This is a genomic window from Metabacillus niabensis, assembly GCF_020524345.1.
In the GTDB taxonomy this organism is placed as follows: domain Bacteria; phylum Bacillota; class Bacilli; order Bacillales; family Bacillaceae; genus Metabacillus; species Metabacillus niabensis_B.
Map to the genome: position 1 here is coordinate 112,159 of NZ_JAIVLH010000009.1, position 19,411 is coordinate 131,569.

Annotated in this window: 18 protein-coding genes; all 18 read left to right on the plus strand. The window is 35.9% G+C overall.

The window, feature by feature from the left end; all coding sequences use genetic code 11:
• Positions 1 to 59 precede the first annotated feature (59 nt).
• The 18 genes from LC095_RS11480 to nusA all read left to right on the plus strand — a co-directional run bounded on the left by LC095_RS11480 (position 60) and on the right by nusA (position 19,401).
• Positions 60 to 524, plus strand: coding sequence for a chemotaxis protein CheW (locus tag LC095_RS11480; RefSeq protein WP_226528304.1), 465 nt, complete (start codon positions 60 to 62; stop codon positions 522 to 524).
• A 6-nt stretch (positions 525 to 530) separates the two neighbouring features.
• Positions 531 to 1,172 carry a chemotaxis protein CheC gene (locus tag LC095_RS11485; protein ID WP_226528305.1) on the plus strand — a complete coding sequence of 214 codons (642 nt, stop codon included), beginning with the start codon at positions 531 to 533 and terminating at the stop codon, positions 1,170 to 1,172.
• Positions 1,162 to 1,662, plus strand: a complete 501-nt coding sequence (locus LC095_RS11490; protein ID WP_226528306.1) for a chemotaxis protein CheD — start codon at positions 1,162 to 1,164, stop codon at positions 1,660 to 1,662. The genes LC095_RS11485 and LC095_RS11490 overlap by 11 nt, the downstream gene beginning before the upstream one ends.
• Positions 1,663 to 1,762: 100 nt before the next feature.
• Positions 1,763 to 2,530 (plus strand): FliA/WhiG family RNA polymerase sigma factor, encoded by a 768-nt coding sequence (locus LC095_RS11495; RefSeq protein ID WP_226528307.1) that lies wholly within the window; start codon positions 1,763 to 1,765, stop codon positions 2,528 to 2,530.
• A gap of 95 nt (positions 2,531 to 2,625) precedes the next feature.
• On the plus strand, positions 2,626 to 2,907 hold the full coding sequence (locus LC095_RS11500; RefSeq protein WP_226528308.1) for a hypothetical protein: 282 nt from the start codon (positions 2,626 to 2,628) through the stop codon (positions 2,905 to 2,907).
• Between the two features lie 12 nt (positions 2,908 to 2,919).
• Complete coding sequence (locus LC095_RS11505; protein WP_226528309.1) at positions 2,920 to 3,453, plus strand: hypothetical protein; 534 nt, start codon at positions 2,920 to 2,922, stop codon at positions 3,451 to 3,453.
• A gap of 228 nt (positions 3,454 to 3,681) precedes the next feature.
• A complete protein-coding gene (rpsB, locus tag LC095_RS11510) occupies positions 3,682 to 4,386 on the plus strand; it encodes a 30S ribosomal protein S2 (RefSeq protein ID WP_026559324.1) in 705 nt (234 codons plus the stop codon).
• A gap of 192 nt (positions 4,387 to 4,578) precedes the next feature.
• Positions 4,579 to 5,460: a translation elongation factor Ts gene (tsf, locus tag LC095_RS11515; protein WP_226528310.1), complete on the plus strand. Its 882-nt coding sequence runs from the start codon at positions 4,579 to 4,581 to the stop codon at positions 5,458 to 5,460.
• A 155-nt stretch (positions 5,461 to 5,615) separates the two neighbouring features.
• Positions 5,616 to 6,338: a UMP kinase gene (pyrH, locus tag LC095_RS11520; protein ID WP_078434323.1), complete on the plus strand. Its 723-nt coding sequence runs from the start codon at positions 5,616 to 5,618 to the stop codon at positions 6,336 to 6,338.
• A 2-nt stretch (positions 6,339 to 6,340) separates the two neighbouring features.
• Positions 6,341 to 6,898: a ribosome recycling factor gene (gene frr / locus LC095_RS11525; RefSeq protein WP_226528311.1), complete on the plus strand. Its 558-nt coding sequence runs from the start codon at positions 6,341 to 6,343 to the stop codon at positions 6,896 to 6,898.
• A gap of 187 nt (positions 6,899 to 7,085) precedes the next feature.
• Positions 7,086 to 7,865 (plus strand): isoprenyl transferase, encoded by a 780-nt coding sequence (locus tag LC095_RS11530; protein ID WP_226528312.1) that lies wholly within the window; start codon positions 7,086 to 7,088, stop codon positions 7,863 to 7,865.
• Between the two features lie 18 nt (positions 7,866 to 7,883).
• Entirely contained in the window at positions 7,884 to 8,681 is a 798-nt protein-coding gene (locus tag LC095_RS11535) for a phosphatidate cytidylyltransferase (RefSeq protein WP_226528313.1), read from the plus strand.
• 40 nt (positions 8,682 to 8,721) lie between these two features.
• Positions 8,722 to 9,873: a 1-deoxy-D-xylulose-5-phosphate reductoisomerase gene (gene dxr / locus LC095_RS11540; protein WP_226528314.1), complete on the plus strand. Its 1,152-nt coding sequence runs from the start codon at positions 8,722 to 8,724 to the stop codon at positions 9,871 to 9,873.
• 15 nt (positions 9,874 to 9,888) lie between these two features.
• Complete coding sequence (gene rseP, locus LC095_RS11545; RefSeq protein WP_226528315.1) at positions 9,889 to 11,148, plus strand: RIP metalloprotease RseP; 1,260 nt, start codon at positions 9,889 to 9,891, stop codon at positions 11,146 to 11,148.
• Between the two features lie 32 nt (positions 11,149 to 11,180).
• Complete coding sequence (locus tag LC095_RS11550) at positions 11,181 to 12,884, plus strand: proline--tRNA ligase (protein WP_226528316.1); 1,704 nt, start codon at positions 11,181 to 11,183, stop codon at positions 12,882 to 12,884.
• Between the two features lie 157 nt (positions 12,885 to 13,041).
• Complete coding sequence (locus tag LC095_RS11555) at positions 13,042 to 17,355, plus strand: PolC-type DNA polymerase III (RefSeq protein WP_413467480.1); 4,314 nt, start codon at positions 13,042 to 13,044, stop codon at positions 17,353 to 17,355.
• Between the two features lie 320 nt (positions 17,356 to 17,675).
• Positions 17,676 to 18,146, plus strand: a complete 471-nt coding sequence (gene rimP, locus LC095_RS11560) for a ribosome maturation factor RimP (RefSeq protein WP_226528317.1) — start codon at positions 17,676 to 17,678, stop codon at positions 18,144 to 18,146.
• A gap of 121 nt (positions 18,147 to 18,267) precedes the next feature.
• A complete protein-coding gene (gene nusA, locus LC095_RS11565; RefSeq protein ID WP_226528318.1) occupies positions 18,268 to 19,401 on the plus strand; it encodes a transcription termination factor NusA in 1,134 nt (377 codons plus the stop codon).
• Positions 19,402 to 19,411 lie beyond the last annotated feature (10 nt).

Sequence of the window (19,411 nt, forward strand, 5' to 3'; positions counted from 1 at the left end):
TGAAGGTTGACTTAAAGAGAAGTAAATAGATAGGGTATGTCTAGAAAGGGGTATTTACAATGAGTGAACATATAGTTGGAGACCTTAAAGTCATTGTTTTTCAACTGCAGGACGAAGAGTATGGAATTCCTGTACAACAAGTACGTTCAATTGAGAAAGTTGAGCATATTACAAGAGTTCCAAGGACAGCTCCATTTATAAAGGGAGTAATTAACTTGCGTGGTGTTGTTACACCAATTATCGATCTCCGAAAACGATTTGGTCTTAAAGAACTTGAGGATACTGAAAGCACAAGAATGATCATTGTTTCTAAAGAAGACATTGAAGTTGGTTTTATTGTGGATGCAGCAAATGATGTTATTGATATTCATAAGGATATTATCGAACCAGCACCTGAAGTTGTTGGCTCTGTAGAGGTTGAATATATTCAAGGTGTTGCTAAATTAGAAAAGCGTTTAATTGTGATGATTGATCTTGATGAAGTATTAAAAACAGATCAAGAACTAGCACTTCAGGGTATTTAGAAAGACATGGATTATACAAAATCAATTACGCCAACTCATTTAGATATATTAAAAGAGGTGGGGAATATAGGTGCCGGACATTCTGCCACCTCTCTATCTATGCTACTAGACAAAAAGATTGATATGACAGTACCTGATGTTAAGGTAATTTCTTTTAATGAGCTTATGGAATTGGTTGGAGGACCAGAAGTGGTTGTTGCAAGTGTGTTTTTAAGAATGGAAGGCGATATCCCGGGTTCACTATTTTTTGTTCTTAGTATTGAACAAGCAGAGCGGTTTATTAAAAAGTTAATAGCTGATGAAGATTTCTCATTGAAAAAAACACCATATAGTGAGTTGGGATTATCTGCTTTTCAGGAGCTTGGGAATATTTTAACTGGATCCTATTTATCTTCGTTATCAGATTTAACAGATTTAATGATATATCCTTCTGTCCCGGCTTTAACAATTGATATGTTTGGTGCAGTGATTACTCATGGTTTAGTTGAATTATCGCATGTAAGTGATTACGCAATCATTATTGATACTGCGATTAAAGAAGAAGATCAGCTTGATATAGATTCAGTTAAAGGGCATTTCTTTTTATTACCTGATCCGAATTCTTTCAAAAAGTTATTTGATGCACTTGGTATTAATCATGAAAAATGAACTGGCTGAAATTGTTAAAGTAGGTATTGCTGACCTTAATATTGTGAAATCTCCAAATCGGATTAGGACTTCAGGTTTAGGTTCATGTGTAGGACTAATCCTTTTTGATAAAATCAATGAAATAGCAGGTTTGGCACATATTATGTTACCTGACTCATCACTTGCAAATCAAACAACTATTAATCATGCTAAATATGCAGATAGTGCAATTCCGTTATTAATTAATAAATTAGTAGGTTCAGGAGCGAAAATGAGACTTCTCCATGCAAAAGTGGCTGGAGGTGCTCAAATGTTTCAATTTCAATCATCCAATGACATGATGCGAATAGGACCTAGAAACGTAGAAGCAGTAAGGAGAATTCTCCAGACTTATAACATCCCGATTCTTAATGAAGATGTGGGTGGAAATAGCGGCAGAACGATTGAATTTGATCCCAAAACATCTGAATTAATGATTCGGACTGTCAATCAAGGGACAAAAAAAATATAGGTTGTAATCCTGGAACAATTAAGTTACGGGGCTAAATAACAAAGATTAGATAGATGAAGATCTTTTCATGATATTTATGTTGTTGATCAGGGGGATAAAAATGACACAATTGACACAAACCGACGAACATGTAATATGGCAAAAATGGATTGATGTACGTGATGCACATGCTGGTAATGCACTCATCAAAAAATATATGCCCCTTGTATCTTATCATGTTCAAAGAATATCTGTAGGACTCCCAAAAAATGTGACTAAAGATGACTTAATGAGTTTAGGACTTTTCGGATTATATGATGCCTTAGAAAAATTTGACCCGAATAGGGATTTGAAATTTGACACATATGCTTCATTCAGAGTACGTGGAGCAATAATTGATGGATTAAGAAAAGAAGACTGGTTACCAAGGAGCTCAAGAGAAAAAGCGAAACGTGTAGAAGCTGTGATTGATAAATTGGAGCAAAAGCATCTTCGGAATATAACTTCAAAGGAAATTGCAGCAGAGCTGGGCATAACTGAGTCAGAAGTTGTTGGTGTAATGAATGAGGGCTTCTTTGCGAATGTTCTTTCGATTGACGATCAATTGTTTGATCAAGAAGATGGTGAAAGTATTGGTTTCACAGTCAAAGATGATAATCAAAAAACGCCGGAAGAAAAGATGGTATACGACGAGTTAATTGCACAATTATCTGAAGTGATCACACAACTAAGTGAGAAAGAACAGCTGGTTATCAGCTTCTTTTACAAAGAGGAATTAACATTAACTGAAATTGGACAAGTTATGAATTTATCAACATCCAGAATTTCTCAAATTCATTCAAAAGCATTATTCAAGTTACGAAAAATATTAGAAAATGTAATCCACTAAGAATAAATGATAAATACAAATCACCATAGATTAGTCTAACAAGATATCTTACTAATCAAAAGGGTGTGACTAATATAAGCCTCAAAAATATTGAAATGCAACTTGCTCTACCACGAACACATGATGCTGGTAAGATACAAGATCTTTTGAACCAAAGAAATCAGCAAATTCAAGATCAACTTGCACATTCTATTCAAAAGGAAGTAGACTTAAAAAGAACTCAGGTTTCACAAAATAATGAAAGTGATAAATTATCTTTGAAGAAAGATCAGTCACAGCAACATCACGAGCAAAATAAGAAAAAGAAAAAAGAGCAAAAAAAAGAGGAGAATCCTGACCATCCTTATAAAGGGAAAAAAATTGACTTTTTTGGTTAAGAGAGGATGCCTATGCCAACGACTATTTTACTATTATTAAGTTTACTACTCCATGTAGTAGCTTTTTATTTTATTATCGTCCTTTATATGAAGTATTCAAATATGAAGAATCTTTCAGATACACAACGTCAAATTCTTGAAGAAACAGAAAATTCAATGACAAGTTTTTTAATTGATATGAAGGATGAAAACGAAAAATTTATTAAAACTTTGTTACGATCTTCAAATGAAAGAGTACCAGACCTAATGAAAAAAGAAGCGATTGAGTTAAACCATGATTCCCATTCAGAAACGGAACAGAAACCTAATGTTCCCAACAAAACGGAGATAGATGTAAACTCAAAAGAATTGCCTGGACATTTGTCAGGGATAGACGACATGGAAGACATTGTTGAAATTACACAAACAACCAATAAAAATAAGCCTCCATTTGAGATTGAGACAATAAATCTTTATAAACAAGGATATACTGTTGAACAGATAGCTAAAAGGTTAAATAAAGGAAAGACAGAAGTTGCACTACTTCTGAAATTCCGCCAATTATAGACTATTCTCTATATTATATGACAAAATTATGATGAACCTGTAAAGTTTCTTCACTTTACTCTTGATTGTCATATTTCAATATGGTATATTAATTTTTGGTGTTATTACACACGCTTATAGATTTAAGTATTGGTGCTGTTATTTTTACATCATATGCTTAAAAAGAACAGTTATGCTTAAAGATGATATAAGCGGAGGAGATCAAAACCATTTAGGAGGAACAAACACATGTCAGTAATTTCTATGAAGCAATTGCTAGAAGCTGGTGTTCACTTCGGTCACCAAACTCGCCGTTGGAACCCAAAAATGAAACGTTACATCTTTACAGAGCGTAACGGAATTTACATCATCGACCTTCAAAAAACTGTTAAAAAGGTTGAAGAAGCTTACAAATTCGTTAAAGAACTTGGAGCTGAAGGTGGTACAATTCTTTTCGTAGGTACGAAAAAACAAGCGCAAGATTCTGTGAAAGAAGAAGCAGAACGTTCTGGAATGTACTTTGTAAACCAACGTTGGTTAGGTGGTACATTAACTAACTTTGAAACAATCCAAAAACGTATTAAACGTTTAAAAGATATTCAAAGAATGCAGGAAGACGGTACTTTCGAAGTACTTCCTAAAAAAGAAGTAGTACAACTTAACAAAGAGCTTGAGCGTCTTGAAAAATTCCTAGGCGGAATTAAAGACATGAAGCAATTACCAGATGCATTATTCATTATCGATCCTCGTAAAGAGCGCATCGCTGTTGCAGAAGCTCGTAAATTAAACATTCCGATTGTTGGTATCGTTGATACAAACTGTGATCCGGATGAAATTGATTATGTAATTCCTGCAAATGATGATGCAATTCGTGCTGTAAAACTTCTTACTGCAAAAATTGCAGATGCAATTTTAGAATCTAAACAAGGTGAAGAAACAGTAACACCTGCTTAATGTGCAAAAGGTGATAAGGGGATTTGACCTTTTATCACCTTTTTTTAAAGCAAGCTACATACTAAGTGAATAATCCAATATGTTATGTATCACAACATAAGGTGTAACCTAACATAATGATGAGAACATTCTATTTTTATTGAATGATTTAGTGTAACCTAAACCTATATGACCTTAAGGAGGAATACCGTTATGGCAGTAACTGCTCAAATGGTTAAAGAATTACGTGAAAAAACTGGCGCTGGAATGATGGATTGTAAAAAAGCGTTAACTGAAACAAACGGAGATATGGATCAAGCAATTGATTACCTTCGTGAAAAGGGTATTGCGAAAGCAGCTAAAAAAGCTGACCGTATTGCTGCAGAAGGTTCTACTTTAGTGAAAGTAAACGGAAATGAAGCTGTTATCCTTGAAGTAAACTCTGAAACTGACTTCGTTGCAAAAAATGAAGGTTTCAAAGAATTGATTAACGGATTAGCTGATTTCTTATTAGAAAAGAAACCTGCAGATGTTGAAGCTGCTTTAGTTGAAACAATGAGTAATGGTACTACAGTAGCAGATTACATTAACTCAGCAATTGCAAAAATTGGTGAAAAAATCACTCTTCGTCGTTTTTCAGTATTATCGAAAACTGATAATGATGCTTTTGGTGCTTACCTTCACATGGGTGGACGTATTGGCGTATTAACATTATTAGAAGGTACAACTGATGAAGAGGCTGCTAAAGATGTTGCGATGCATGCTGCTGCAGTTAACCCAAAATATATTTCACGTGACCAAGTTTCTGCTGAAGAAGCTGAGCATGAGCGCAAAGTTTTAACTGAGCAGGCATTGAACGAAGGTAAACCGGAAAACATCGTTGCTAAAATGGTTGAAGGACGCCTAGGTAAGTATTTCGAAGAAATTTGCTTATTAGATCAAAGCTTCGTTAAAAATCCTGATCAAAAAGTAAAACAATTTGTTGAGTCTAAAGGGGCAACTGTAAAAACTTTCATCCGTTATGAAGTTGGTGAAGGAATCGAGAAACGTCAAGATAACTTCGCTGAAGAAGTAATGAGCCAAGTGAAAAAATAATAGTAAACACATTGAAATAATTTTGTGTTTAAATTAGAGAAGATTTTCTTATAATGGAAAAAGGGAACACAGCCAGTGTTCCCTTCTTTTCGAGATGAACATAAGATAAATGTAGGACATGTAAATTAAGAGCGGATAGAGAGTTGGAGGTAATCATGAGTAAACCTAAGTATCAACGTATTGTACTTAAATTAAGTGGTGAAGCCCTTGCAGGTGACAATGGTTTTGGAATAAATCCTTCTGTTATACAATCAATTGCAAAACAAGTGAAAGAAATTGCAGAATTAGATGTGGAAGTTGCAGTTGTTGTAGGCGGTGGGAACATCTGGCGTGGAAAGATCGGCAGTGAAATGGGAATGGATCGTGCAACTGCTGATTATATGGGAATGCTTGCGACTGTGATGAATTCCTTGGCTTTACAAGATAGCCTTGAAACACAAGGAATTCAGACACGGGTACAAACATCGATTGAAATGAGGCAGGTTGCAGAACCATACATAAGAAGAAAAGCAATTCGTCACCTCGAGAAAAAACGAGTTGTGATTTTTGCAGCTGGAACAGGAAACCCTTATTTCTCAACTGATACAACGGCTGCTCTACGTGCTGCGGAAATTGAGGCAGATGTCATTCTAATGGCCAAAAACAATGTTGATGGTGTATACAGTGCAGATCCTCGTGTTGATAAAGATGCAGTAAAATATGAGACACTATCATACTTGGATGTTCTTAAAGAAGGTTTAGCAGTTATGGATTCGACTGCATCATCTCTATGTATGGACAATGATATACCGTTAATTGTTTTCTCTATTATGGAAGAAGGAAATATTAAACGTGCCGTAACTGGTGAAAATATCGGAACAATTGTTAGGGGGAAATAATCATGGCTAAACAAGTATTAGCAAACACGAAAGAAAAAATGGAAAAAGCTGTTGGTTCTTTAAGTCGTGAATTAGCGTCTGTAAGGGCTGGGCGTGCAAGTGCAAATCTTCTTGATAAAATTTCTGTTGACTACTACGGTGCACCAACACCTGTTAATCAACTTGCTTCTATTAGTGTCCCGGAAGCACGCCTATTAGTCATTCAACCATATGACAAAACTGTTCTTGGTGATATTGAAAAAGCAATTTTAAAATCAGATTTAGGGTTAACACCTGCTAACGATGGTTCTTTAATTCGCTTATCAATTCCTGCGTTAACAGAAGAAAGAAGAAAAGATCTTGTTAAATTGGTTAAAAAATATGGTGAAGAAGCAAAAGTTGCTATTCGAAATATTAGACGTGATGGAAATGATGAGTTGAAAAAGCTCGAAAAAAATGGTGAGATCACAGAAGATGAATTACGCAGCAATACTGAAAATGTACAAAAATTAACAGATGAATACATCGTTAAAATTGACCAAGTTGCTAAAGATAAAGAAAAAGAAATTATGGAAGTTTAATTCATTCGTGAATTGAATTCTTAAATTCCATTCGCATATGGAAATTTTCAGTTTCCTAATCGACAAAAAATATGTACAATAGGTATGAAAAGACCCTCTAATGTTTACAGGGGGTTTTTTTGTTAATACTGTTAACGTCATCAAAGTAAAATGAGAAACAGGAATTATTGGGTGATGGAGGAATCACATGCTCAACATACTTAAAAAATGGAGAGGATCTCCTGATCTATCCAACGAACAAATAATAAATCAAGAGGAACTATTAAAGGGGGAAATACCCAACCATATTGCGATCATAATGGATGGAAATGGGAGATGGGCGAAAAAACGCGCACTTCCAAGAATTGCCGGCCATCATGAGGGTATGAAGGTTGTAAGAAGAGTTACAAAGCAGGCTAATGCTCTGGGGGTTAATGCTCTAACATTGTATGCTTTTTCAACTGAAAACTGGAAACGGCCGAAGGTTGAAGTAGATTATCTAATGAAGTTACCGGAAGAATTTCTGACTACATTTTTACCTGAATTAATTGAAGAAAATGTTCAGGTTCGTGTAATGGGGAATAAGAATAAACTTCCAATGCACACATTAAAGGCTGTGGATAAAGCAATTGAGGAAACGAAAGATAATAATGGGCTTATTTTGAATTTTGCATTAAACTATGGCAGCCGTACGGAAATCATTGCTGCAGTACAGGACATTATTAAACAGGTAGAATCCGGAAACTTAAAAAAAGAGGAAATTGATGAAAGTATTTTTTCGAATTATTTAATGACACAAACACTACCTGACCCTGATTTGTTAATTAGAACAAGCGGGGAAATAAGATTAAGTAATTTTATGCTATGGCAGCTTGCTTATACAGAATTTTGGTTTACTGATGTACTTTGGCCTGATTTTAATGAGCAATGTTTATTACAAGCCATTCACACATATCAACATAGAGGCCGCAGATTTGGTGGCGTATAAAGGTGATGAAGTAAAAAAATGAAACAACGAATTTTAACAGCTGTTATTGCTGCTGCTTTATTTCTTCCATTTGTAATTTACGGGAAACTGCCGTTTACGATATTTGTTTATTTACTTGCGTCAATCGGATTATATGAATTATTACGAATGAAAAAAATATCGCTGGCCAGTTTTCCCGGGTTCATTAGTTTATTAATATTATGGGTTCTATTAATACCAAATTCTTATATATCATTAATAAATGATTTAATTTTCTCAAAAGCAGAATTTGCATTGCTCGGACTTCTGTTGCTTTTGACATATACAGTTCTGACGAAAAATAAATTCACTTTTGATGATGTAGGATTTGTAGTAATCGCTGTATTTTATTTGGGAATTGGGTTTTATTTTTTTATAGAAACAAGAAATATTGAGTTAAACCTTGTATTTTATGCATTAATCTTAATATGGGTAACAGATTCAGGTGCATATTTTGTTGGACGATCATTGGGGAAAAATAAACTTTGGCCTGAAATCAGTCCAAATAAAACAATAGAGGGTGCACTAGGTGGCGTGGTGTTTGCGGCTATTTTTGCTTGTATCTATCAGTATTTTACAAACGTGTTTGATAATTATGTAATTGTTATAATTATGACCGTTTTCCTCTCAATTTTTGGACAAATAGGGGATCTTGTTGAATCTGCATTTAAGCGACATTATCAAGTAAAGGATTCAGGAACTATCCTCCCTGGACACGGAGGAATTCTTGATCGTTTTGACAGTTTATTATTTGTTTTACCTTTAATGCATTTTTTAAGTATCCTATTTAGTTTATAAGTCCAAGCAAACGTATTTCATTTTGATTGGAAGTGACTTCGTGAAAAAAATTAGTCTTTTGGGTGCTACAGGATCAATAGGTATTCAAACATTGAATGTCATCAAAGCACACCCAGATCAATTTAAATTGGTTTCCATGTCTTTTGGAAGCAATATCTCATCAGGAATTAACATTATTCGTCAATTTCAGCCGAGTTTTGTAGCTGTTAAGGATAAAGAAACATACGAAAAATTAAAATTAGAAATACCAAATGAAGAGATAAGGATCGGTTATGGGCAGAACGCACTTATCGAAGCAGCTATTTTTGATGGAGTAGATTGTTTGGTTAATGCTGTTGTCGGTAGTGTTGGTTTGGTTCCTACATTAAAGGCAATCGAACACAAAATTACAATTGCCTTAGCAAACAAGGAAACTCTCGTAACAGCAGGTCATATTGTAACAGAACATGCTAGAAAGTATGGTGTTGATCTTCTACCAGTAGACAGTGAGCATTCAGCCATTTTTCAATGCCTACAAGGTGAAAACCCAAAAAATATCGAAAGGCTTATTGTTACTGCTTCAGGAGGAAGTTTTCGTGATAAAACAAGAGAAGAACTGACCGATGTAACAGTAGAGCAAGCACTTAATCATCCTAACTGGTCAATGGGTGCGAAGATTACAATTGATTCTGCAACAATGATGAATAAGGGTTTAGAGGTTATAGAAGCTCATTGGCTTTTTGACATCCCTTATGAAAAAATAGATGTCTTATTACATAAAGAAAGTATCATTCATTCCTTAGTCGAATTTCAAGATCACAGTATTATTGCACAATTAGGAACACCTGATATGAGAGTTCCAATTCAATATGCTTTAACTTTCCCTAATCGATTACAAGTAAAAAATACGAAGAGGCTGGAATTATGGGAAGTTGGGAAATTACACTTTGAAAAAGCAGACTTTAACAGGTATAAATGCTTACAATTTGCCTATGATTCAGGTAAAATAGGTGGAACAATGCCAACGGTTCTAAATGCAGCAAATGAAGAAGCTGTAGCAGCATTTTTAAATGGGAAAATTAAGTTTCTTCAAATTGAGGAATTTATCGAAAGAGCAATGGATAAGCATGAGAACATCGCACATCCTGGGTTGGAGGAAATTCAGGCAGTTGATCAACAAACTCGAAATTTTGTACAAACATTAATCTCATAAAGGTGGTCATACAAAATGAATACAGTGATAGCGTTTGTTCTTATTTTCGGTGCTCTGGTTTTCTTTCATGAGCTCGGCCATTTAATACTTGCAAATCGAGCGGGCATCCTTTGTCGGGAATTCGCAATAGGCTTTGGTCCTAAAATATTATCCTTCAAGAAGAATGAGACAGTTTATACGATTCGTCTACTGCCAATTGGCGGTTTTGTTCGAATGGCTGGAGAAGATCCCGAGGTTATTGAAGTAAAGCCGGGTCATAATGTGGGCTTACTTTTTAATAAAGAAGAAAAAGTTGAAAAAATCATATTAAATAATAAAGAAAAATATCCAAATGCAAGAATCATTGAAGTTGAAAATGTAGATTTGGAGCATAGCATGTTCATTTCGGGTTATGAGCATGGGGAAGACGAATTTTTAAAAAGGTTTGAAGTAAGTGAAACTTCTTATTTCATTGTGGATGGACAACAAACACAAATTGCTCCTTTTAACCGGCAGTTCCAATCCAAGACGGTTGGTCAAAGGATTGCAGCAATTTTTGCTGGTCCCTTTATGAACTTCCTCCTGGCATTCGTTATTTTGTTTTCTCTTGGATTTATCCAAGGGGCACCGGTTAATGAAGCCAGATTAGGTGAGTTAACATCAGATGGTTCCGCGAATAAAGCTGGACTAAAAGAAGGGGATGTCATTCATTCAATTGAAGGAGAAGCAACTTCTACTTGGGAAAGTGTCGTTTCAATTATTCAGGAAAGTCCTGACAAGGAATTAACCTTTGAAGTTGAACGTAATGGTGAAATGTTAAGCTATGAAGTGATCCCCGAAGCAGCAAAAGTAGGCGAGAATGTGATTGGTCGCATTGGTGCATATAATCCTGTTGATAAATCTTTTGGAAGCTCCCTCAAATATGGATTTGTTGAAACATTTACTTGGACAAAAGAAATATTAATTAGTTTTGGGAAGCTTGTAACAGGTCAATTTTCAATCGATATGCTATCAGGACCTGTCGGTATTTATGACATGACAGATCAAGTTGCTGAGTCAGGTACTACGAACCTCTTAAGATGGGCTGCTCTGTTGAGTATTAATTTAGGTATTGTTAATTTATTACCTATTCCTGCCTTAGATGGTGGACGTTTATTATTTTTATTTATTGAAGCATTAAGAGGAAAGCCTATCGATCGGCAAAAAGAAGGTATCGTTCATTTTATTGGTTTCTCATTATTAATGCTGTTAATGTTAGTTGTGACGTGGAATGATATCCAACGCTTATTTCTATAAACAAAAGTTAATTTAAAATAGAGGTGCTCGTAATGAAACAAAGTATGACGTTTATTCCTACTCTTAGAGAAGTTCCGGCTGATGCTGAAGTGAAAAGCCATCAGCTTATGCTGCGGGCAGGATTTATTAGACAAAACACGAGTGGTGTGTATAGCTACTTACCTTTAGCGCACAAGGTTCTGAAAAAAATCGAACAAATTGTACGTGAAGAAATGGACAATGCAGGGGCTTCGGAATTATTAATGCCTGCTCTACAACAAAGTGAATTATGGCAAGAATCTGGACGTTGGTATTCCTACGGACCAGAATTAATGAGATTAAAAGATCGTCATAATAGAGAATTTGCACTTGGGGCTACTCATGAAGAAATGATAACAAGCCTTGTTAGAGATGAAGTAAAATCATATAAACGACTTCCTTTAGGTTTATATCAAATTCAAACAAAATTTCGTGATGAAAAGCGGCCGCGTTTCGGAGTATTACGAGGACGTGAATTTATTATGAAAGATGCATATACATTCCATGCGACAAATGAGAGTTTGGATGAAGGTTATCAAAAAATGTTTACTGCCTATCAGAATATCTTCTCACGTTGTGGATTAGATTTTAGAGCAGTTATTGCTGATTCAGGTGCAATGGGTGGAACGGACACACATGAATTTATGGTTTTATCAGATATTGGTGAAGATACAATTGCCTATTCTGATACATCTCAGTATGCTGCGAACATTGAGATGGCACCTGTTATCACAACATACGAGAAAAGCAGTGAAGCATTTGCAGAACTAAAGAAAATTGAAACACCAAACCAAAAGACAATTGAAGAGGTTTCTGGTTTTTTACAAGTTTCAAACCAAAAATGCATTAAGTCTGTTTTATTCAAAGTTGACGAAAAATTTGTCCTTGTGCTTGTACGTGGTGATCATGAAGTAAATGATATTAAGGTGAAAAATGTATATGGAGCTTCTGTAGTTGAATTGGCAACTGCAGAAGAAATAAAAGAAGTGTTACATTGTACTCCGGGTTTTGTTGGTCCGATCAATGTATCAGAACAACTGGAAGTAATTGCAGATCACGCAGTTGCTAGTATTGTTAATGGTGTATGCGGAGCAAATGAAGAACCATTCCATTATACAGGTGTAAATATTGAACGTGATGCAAAAGTGTCTCAATTTGTTGATCTTCGTTTTATCCAGGAAGGAGATGCTTCTCCTGACGGTGAAGGAACGATTAAATTTGCAAAGGGTATTGAAGTTGGTCACGTATTTAAATTAGGAACACGATATAGTAATGCTATGAATGCGACATTTTTAGATGAAAATGGCCGTTCTCAACCCATGATTATGGGATGCTATGGAATTGGAGTATCAAGAACTTTAGCGGCAATTATTGAACAAAACAATGATGAAAATGGAATTCTGTGGCCAAATTCAGTAACTCCATTCCAATTACACATCATCCCAGTAAACGTAAAGAATGATACACAAAGGGATCTGGGGGAAAAATTATACGCGAATTTCTCTCGGAACGGATATGAAGTGCTTCTAGACGATCGTCAAGAACGTGCAGGAGTAAAATTCGCAGATTCAGATCTTATCGGAATACCAGTGCGTATTACAGTGGGGAAAAAAGCTGATGAAGGCATTGTTGAAGTGAAACTTCGTAAATCGGGTGAATCATTTGAAGTATCAATAAATGATCTTACAGATAAAATAACCGAACTACTTGGAAACTAAAAAAGCTTACTCCTAAGTGTAAACCATGTTAAAATAATAAAATGACAAGAAGAGGCTGACTCGATTAACAGGACTATTTCCTTTTAGGAATTGTCTAAAATGAGGCAGCCTCTTCAATTGTGAAAGAACAATCTCTTATTTGAGAGGGGGAACAAAAATGGATATGCAAGCAAACCAAGTTGATCGATTTCAACTTTTGCTTCAGCAAATAAATCTTACAGAGGATGCTGCAGTTGTCCATTTTAGAAACGGTTCAATTGCTCGTTTAACTGTTCATAAACAATCAAAGAAATGGCATTTCCATTTTCAGTTTGAAAAGATATTGCCCTTCAATGTATTCCATTTATTTCATACAAAATTATCAAAAGCTTTTTCACATATAGCAGATGTTTCATTTAGCTTTGAAGCAAGAGACACTACTTTTGATGAAAAGTTAGTACAAGATTATTGGTCAATTTGTATTCAGGAAATGGATGGGATTTCACCGCCAATGTTGGCACTACTTAATGAACAGAAGCCCACTCTTCAAGGAGTAAAAGTCATTGTGAAAACGAAAACCGATACAGAAGCCATGACAATAAAGCGTAAATATGCTTCATTAATTCAGGATAGCTTTCAACAGTTCGGTTTCCCGGGATTTCAATTAGATACGACTGTGGCCGTAACTGAAGAGGAAATTAAGCAATTTCAGGAGCAAAAGCTTCAAGAGGATAAGGCAAGAGGGCTTCAAGCTTTAACTGATATGGAAAACGCTGAAAAGGAAGAGTCAAGTCAGCCTGAGTTAACAGGCCCACTGACGATTGGATATACAATTAAAGACGATGAAGAGATAAGAACAATGGCATCGATTGAGGACGAAGAGCGGAGAATTGCGATTCAAGGTTATGTATTTGATGCTGAGACAAAAGAGCTTCGAAGTGGAAGAACATTATTAACGTTCAAAATCACCGACTACACAAGCTCAATATTAGTTAAAATGTTTGCAAGAGATAAAGAAGATGCCGTATTGGTACAAGCAGTAAAAAAAGGCATGTGGCTGAAAGTACGTGGAAGTATTCAAAATGATACATTTGTCCGTGATCTAGTGATGATCGCAAATGATATTAATGAGATTTCTCCACAAGAAAGACAAGACCGTACTCCTGAAGGTGAAAAAAGAGTAGAGTTGCATTTGCATTCACCTATGAGTCAGATGGATGCTGTCACATCTATTAGCAAGCATGTTGAGCAAGCGAAAAAATGGGGGCATACTGCAATTGCATTAACAGACCATGCTGTTGCACAATCATTCCCGGAAGCTTATTCAGCAGGAAAAAAGAATGGAATAAAAATTTTATACGGTGTCGAAATCAATTTAGTTGATGACGGTGTTCCTATTGCATATAACGATGATAACCGCTACTTGCCAGATGAAACATTTGTCGTATTTGATGTTGAAACAACCGGGCTTTCTGCTGTTTATGATACGATAATTGAGCTTGCTGCAGTTAAAGTACGTAATGGAGAAATTGTTGATCGATTTGAATCGTTTGCTAATCCACATCATCCTCTTTCGGCCACAACGATAGAACTAACCGGTATTACAGACGATATGGTTAGAGATGCTCCGAATGTTGATATCGTTTTACGGAAGTTTAAAGAATGGATTGGCCAGGACATTTTAGTTGCTCATAATGCCAGCTTTGATATGGGGTTTCTAAATGTAGGTTACAAAAAGCTTCTTGGTGAAGAAAAAGCTAAAAACCCTGTTATAGATACTTTAGAGCTTGGTCGTTTTTTATATCCGGAGCTGAAAAATCATCGTCTTAACACTCTTTGTAAGAGATTTGATATCGAGCTTACTCAACATCACCGTGCCATATATGATGCTGAAGCAACTGGCTACTTATTAATAAAAATGTTAAAAGATGCTGCTGAAAAGGGGATTGAGTTCCATAATCAATTTAATGATAATATGGGTAAAGGCAATGCGTACCAACGTTCTCGTCCTTATCATGCGACAGTCCTAGCTCAAAATGAAACTGGGTTAAAAAATCTATTTAAAATAGTATCAATTTCACACCTTAATTATTTCTATCGTGTACCTCGTGTACCTCGCTCTCAATTAAATAAGTATCGCGAAGGTCTAATTATTGGATCGGCATGTGATAAGGGTGAGGTTTTTGAAGGGATGATGCAAAAATCTCCAGAGGAAGTTGAAGAAATAGCGTCATATTACGATTATTTGGAAGTACACCCTTTGGATGTGTATAAGCATCTTATTGCACTTGACTACATTAAAGACGAGGCATCTCTGCAAGAGATTGTCACAAACATTGTTAAACTTGGAGAAAAACTTGAAAAACCTGTTGTTGCAACTGGAAATGTACATTATCTAAATCCAGTTGATAAAGTCTACCGAAAAATATTGGTGAGTTCTCAAGGTGGAGCCAATCCATTGAACCGCCATGAGCTGCCGGATGTTCACTTCCGCACAACAGATGAAATGCTTGAATGCTTTTCATTTTTAGGTAGTGAAAAAGCGAAACAAATTGTCATAGAAAATACAAATAAAATTGCTGATATGATTGAAGAAGTAAAACCAATAAAGGATGACCTGTATACTCCGAAAATTGAGGGTGCTGATGAAGAAATCCGTGAAATGAGTTACTCGATGGCAAGAAGTATATATGGTGAAAATCTACCAGAACTGGTAGAGGCCCGTTTAGAGAAAGAATTAAAAAGTATTATCGGACACGGTTTTGCGGTTATTTATTTAATTTCTCATAAGTTGGTAAAAAAATCTCTTGATGATGGATACCTAGTAGGTTCCCGTGGTTCTGTCGGTTCGTCCTTTGTGGCAACAATGACAGAAATTACTGAGGTTAACCCATTGCCGCCTCATTATGTTTGTCCAGATTGTCAGCATTCTGAATTTTTTAATGATGGATCAGTTGGTTCCGGATTCGATTTACCAAACAAAGAATGTCCGAAATGCGGAGCTCAATATACAAAAGATGGACATGATATACCGTTCGAAACTTTCCTTGGATTTAAAGGAGACAAGGTTCCCGATATTGATTTGAACTTCTCAGGTGAATATCAACCAACTGCTCATAACTATACAAAAGTTCTCTTTGGGGAGGATAATGTCTTCCGTGCAGGTACGATAGGGACTGTTGCAGAAAAAACGGCTTATGGTTATGTAAAAGGGTATGCGAATGATCGTAATCTTATCTTTCGTGGTGCTGAAGTAGATCGCCTAGTTCAAGGCTGTACCGGTGTAAAAAGAACAACAGGCCAACACCCCGGTGGAATTATCGTAGTACCTGATTATATGGATATATTTGATTTTTCACCAATTCAGTATCCCGCTGACGCAACAGGATCAGAATGGAGAACAACTCATTTTGACTTTCACTCCATCCATGATAACTTGTTAAAACTTGATATCCTTGGACACGATGATCCTACCGTCATTCGTATGCTTCAAGATTTAAGTGGTATTGACCCTAAGACCATTCCAACTGATGACCCTGAAGTTATGAAAATCTTTAGTGGGACGGAATCTCTTGGTGTAACTGAGGAACAAATTATGTGTAAAACCGGAACGCTTGGAATACCGGAATTCGGAACTAGATTCGTCCGCCAAATGTTAGAAGATACAAAGCCGACAACATTTTCTGAATTAGTGCAAATTTCAGGTCTGTCACATGGAACGGATGTATGGCTTGGAAATGCGCAAGAACTTATTCATAACAAGACTTGTACACTAAGTGAAGTAATTGGTTGTCGTGATGACATTATGGTGTATTTAATTTATCAAGGTCTTGAACCATCATTTGCTTTTAAAATTATGGAATCTGTTCGTAAAGGTAAAGGTCTGACAGAAGAAATGGAAGAGGAAATGAAAAAAAATGAAGTCCCTTCATGGTATATTAACTCTTGCTTAAAGATTAAATATATGTTCCCTAAAGCTCATGCTGCTGCTTATGTATTAATGGCAGTTCGTATAGCTTATTTTAAGGTTCATTTACCACTTTTATATTATGCAGCTTACTTTACAGTACGTGCTGATGACTTTGATATCGATACAATGGTAAAAGGTCCAACACCAATCCGTGCAAAAATTGAAGAAATTAATCTTAAAGGATTAGAAGCTTCACCAAAAGAGAAAAACCTTCTAACGGTGCTTGAGTTAGCGTTGGAAATGTGTGAGAGAGGGTTCTCATTTCAAAAGGTTGATCTCTACCGTTCAAGTGCAGATGAGTTTATTATTGATGGTAACAGTTTAATCCCACCATTTAATTCAATTCCCGGACTTGGAACAAACGCTGCGATAAACATTGTAAAAGCTAGAGGAGACGGTGAATTTCTCTCTAAAGAGGATTTACAGCAACGTGGAAAAGTGTCAAAAACCATCATTGAGTATCTTAATAACCATGGTTGCTTAGATGAATTACCAGATCAAAATCAATTATCGCTATTCTAATATGGGTTTTAGATTATTCATACGTTGCTTCGCTTTTCTAAATAATTTGCATAAAAAAGATGGTTATGTTATGCTTTTAATGGAAATGCTAGCGATAAGCAGAGGAAAAGAGTGGGGTAATCACCCACTCTTTCGTATTGTAATAGCCCTCGTCATTCGGATAGTATACTACATACCATTCCCTGCTCACAAGGCAGGGTTTTTCAGCAGCTAAAGGTGTTATCTGCTATTGTTCAAATGTAAAGTAGCGCACATGAAGTCCCGCCTCGTAGTAAAAATTATAAACTTGGCAAAGCGCTTTTCTTACAAGGAGGAAGAGAATGAGCAAAAAAGTAACAGAAATCGTTGAACAATTAGTCTCACCTATATTAGAGGACATGAACCTTGAATTAGTTGATATTGAATTTGTAAAAGAAGGTTCTAATTGGTTTCTTCGATTATTCATTGATTCTGAAACAGGTATTGATATTGAAGAATGTGGAATTGTAAGCGAGCGATTAAGTGAAAAGCTTGATGAATTAGATCCGATTCAGCATAACTACTTTTTAGAGGTTTCTTCACCAGGTGCAGAGAGACCATTAAAAAAAGAGTCTGATATTAAAAGAGCAATCGGAAAACAAGTCCACATCAAAACATATGAGCCTATCAATGGAGAAAAGGTTTTTGAAGGTGTCTTAACTGATTTCGATGGTCAAACGCTTACAGTCACTGTAACGATTAAAACTAGAAAGAAACAAGTTGAAATCCCTTATAATAAAGTGGCTAAAGCTCGTCTTGCTGTCACCTTTTGAAAATAGACAAGGAATGACCTTGGCTATTTATAACCTTACAAAAGTCTCCTCAAAATTTTATGAAGGAAGAGACAAAAGTAGTTTAACATGAAGCTTATTTTTTAAGGGGGAAGCCATTAAAATGAGTAGTGAATTATTAGATGCCTTAACAATTTTAGAAAAGGAAAAAGGCATTAGCAAAGAGATTATTATTGAGGCAATTGAGGCGGCACTAATTTCTGCATATAAGCGTAATTTCAATCAAGCTCAAAATGTCCGTGTTGATTTAAATCGTGAGACAGGAACTATGAAAGTGTTTGCCAGAAAAGATGTTGTTGATGAGGTTTATGATCCTCGTTTAGAAATTTCTCTTGGTGAAGCACAAAGTATTAACCCAAACTATGTGGTGAATGATGTTATTGAAATGGAAGTAACTCCTAAAGACTTTGGCCGCATAGCAGCTCAAACTGCTAAACAGGTCGTGACTCAACGTGTAAGGGAAGCTGAACGTGGAGTTATTTATGGTGAGTTTATCGATCGTGAAGAAGATATCATGACAGGTATTGTTCAACGTATTGATAATAAGTTTATTTATGTAAGTTTAGGGAAAATTGAGGCACTTTTACCTGTGAGTGAACAAATGCCTAACGAAACATATCGACCACATGACCGGATTAAAGTATTTATTACAAAAGTTGAAAAAACAACAAAAGGGCCACAGATCTTCGTTTCACGAACACATCCGGGCTTACTTAAAAGATTGTTCGAAATTGAGGTTCCTGAAATATATGATGGTACAGTTGAGATCAAATCCGTATCCCGTGAAGCTGGTGACCGATCAAAAATTTCTGTTCATTCTGAAAATCCTGAAGTTGATCCTGTCGGCTCCTGTGTCGGCCCAAAAGGCCAACGTGTACAAGCGATTGTAAATGAGCTTAAAGGTGAAAAAATTGATATTGTTAAATGGTCTCAGGATCCTGTAGAGTTCGTTGCCAATGCACTTAGTCCATCAAAAGTAGTTGAGGTGCTAGTTGATGAAGGAGAAAAAGCAACTACAGTCATTGTACCTGACTATCAACTATCATTAGCAATTGGAAAGCGAGGCCAAAATGCTCGCTTAGCTGCAAAATTGACTGGATGGAAAATCGACATTAAGAGTGAATCTGATGCAGAAAAAGCAGGGATTTATCCAGTTCAAGCAAACGAATCAATCTTGGATGTTGATGATGATGAACCGCTTTTGACAAGTGTTCAAGAACCTGAGCTTAGTGAATAAGAGGTGAAAT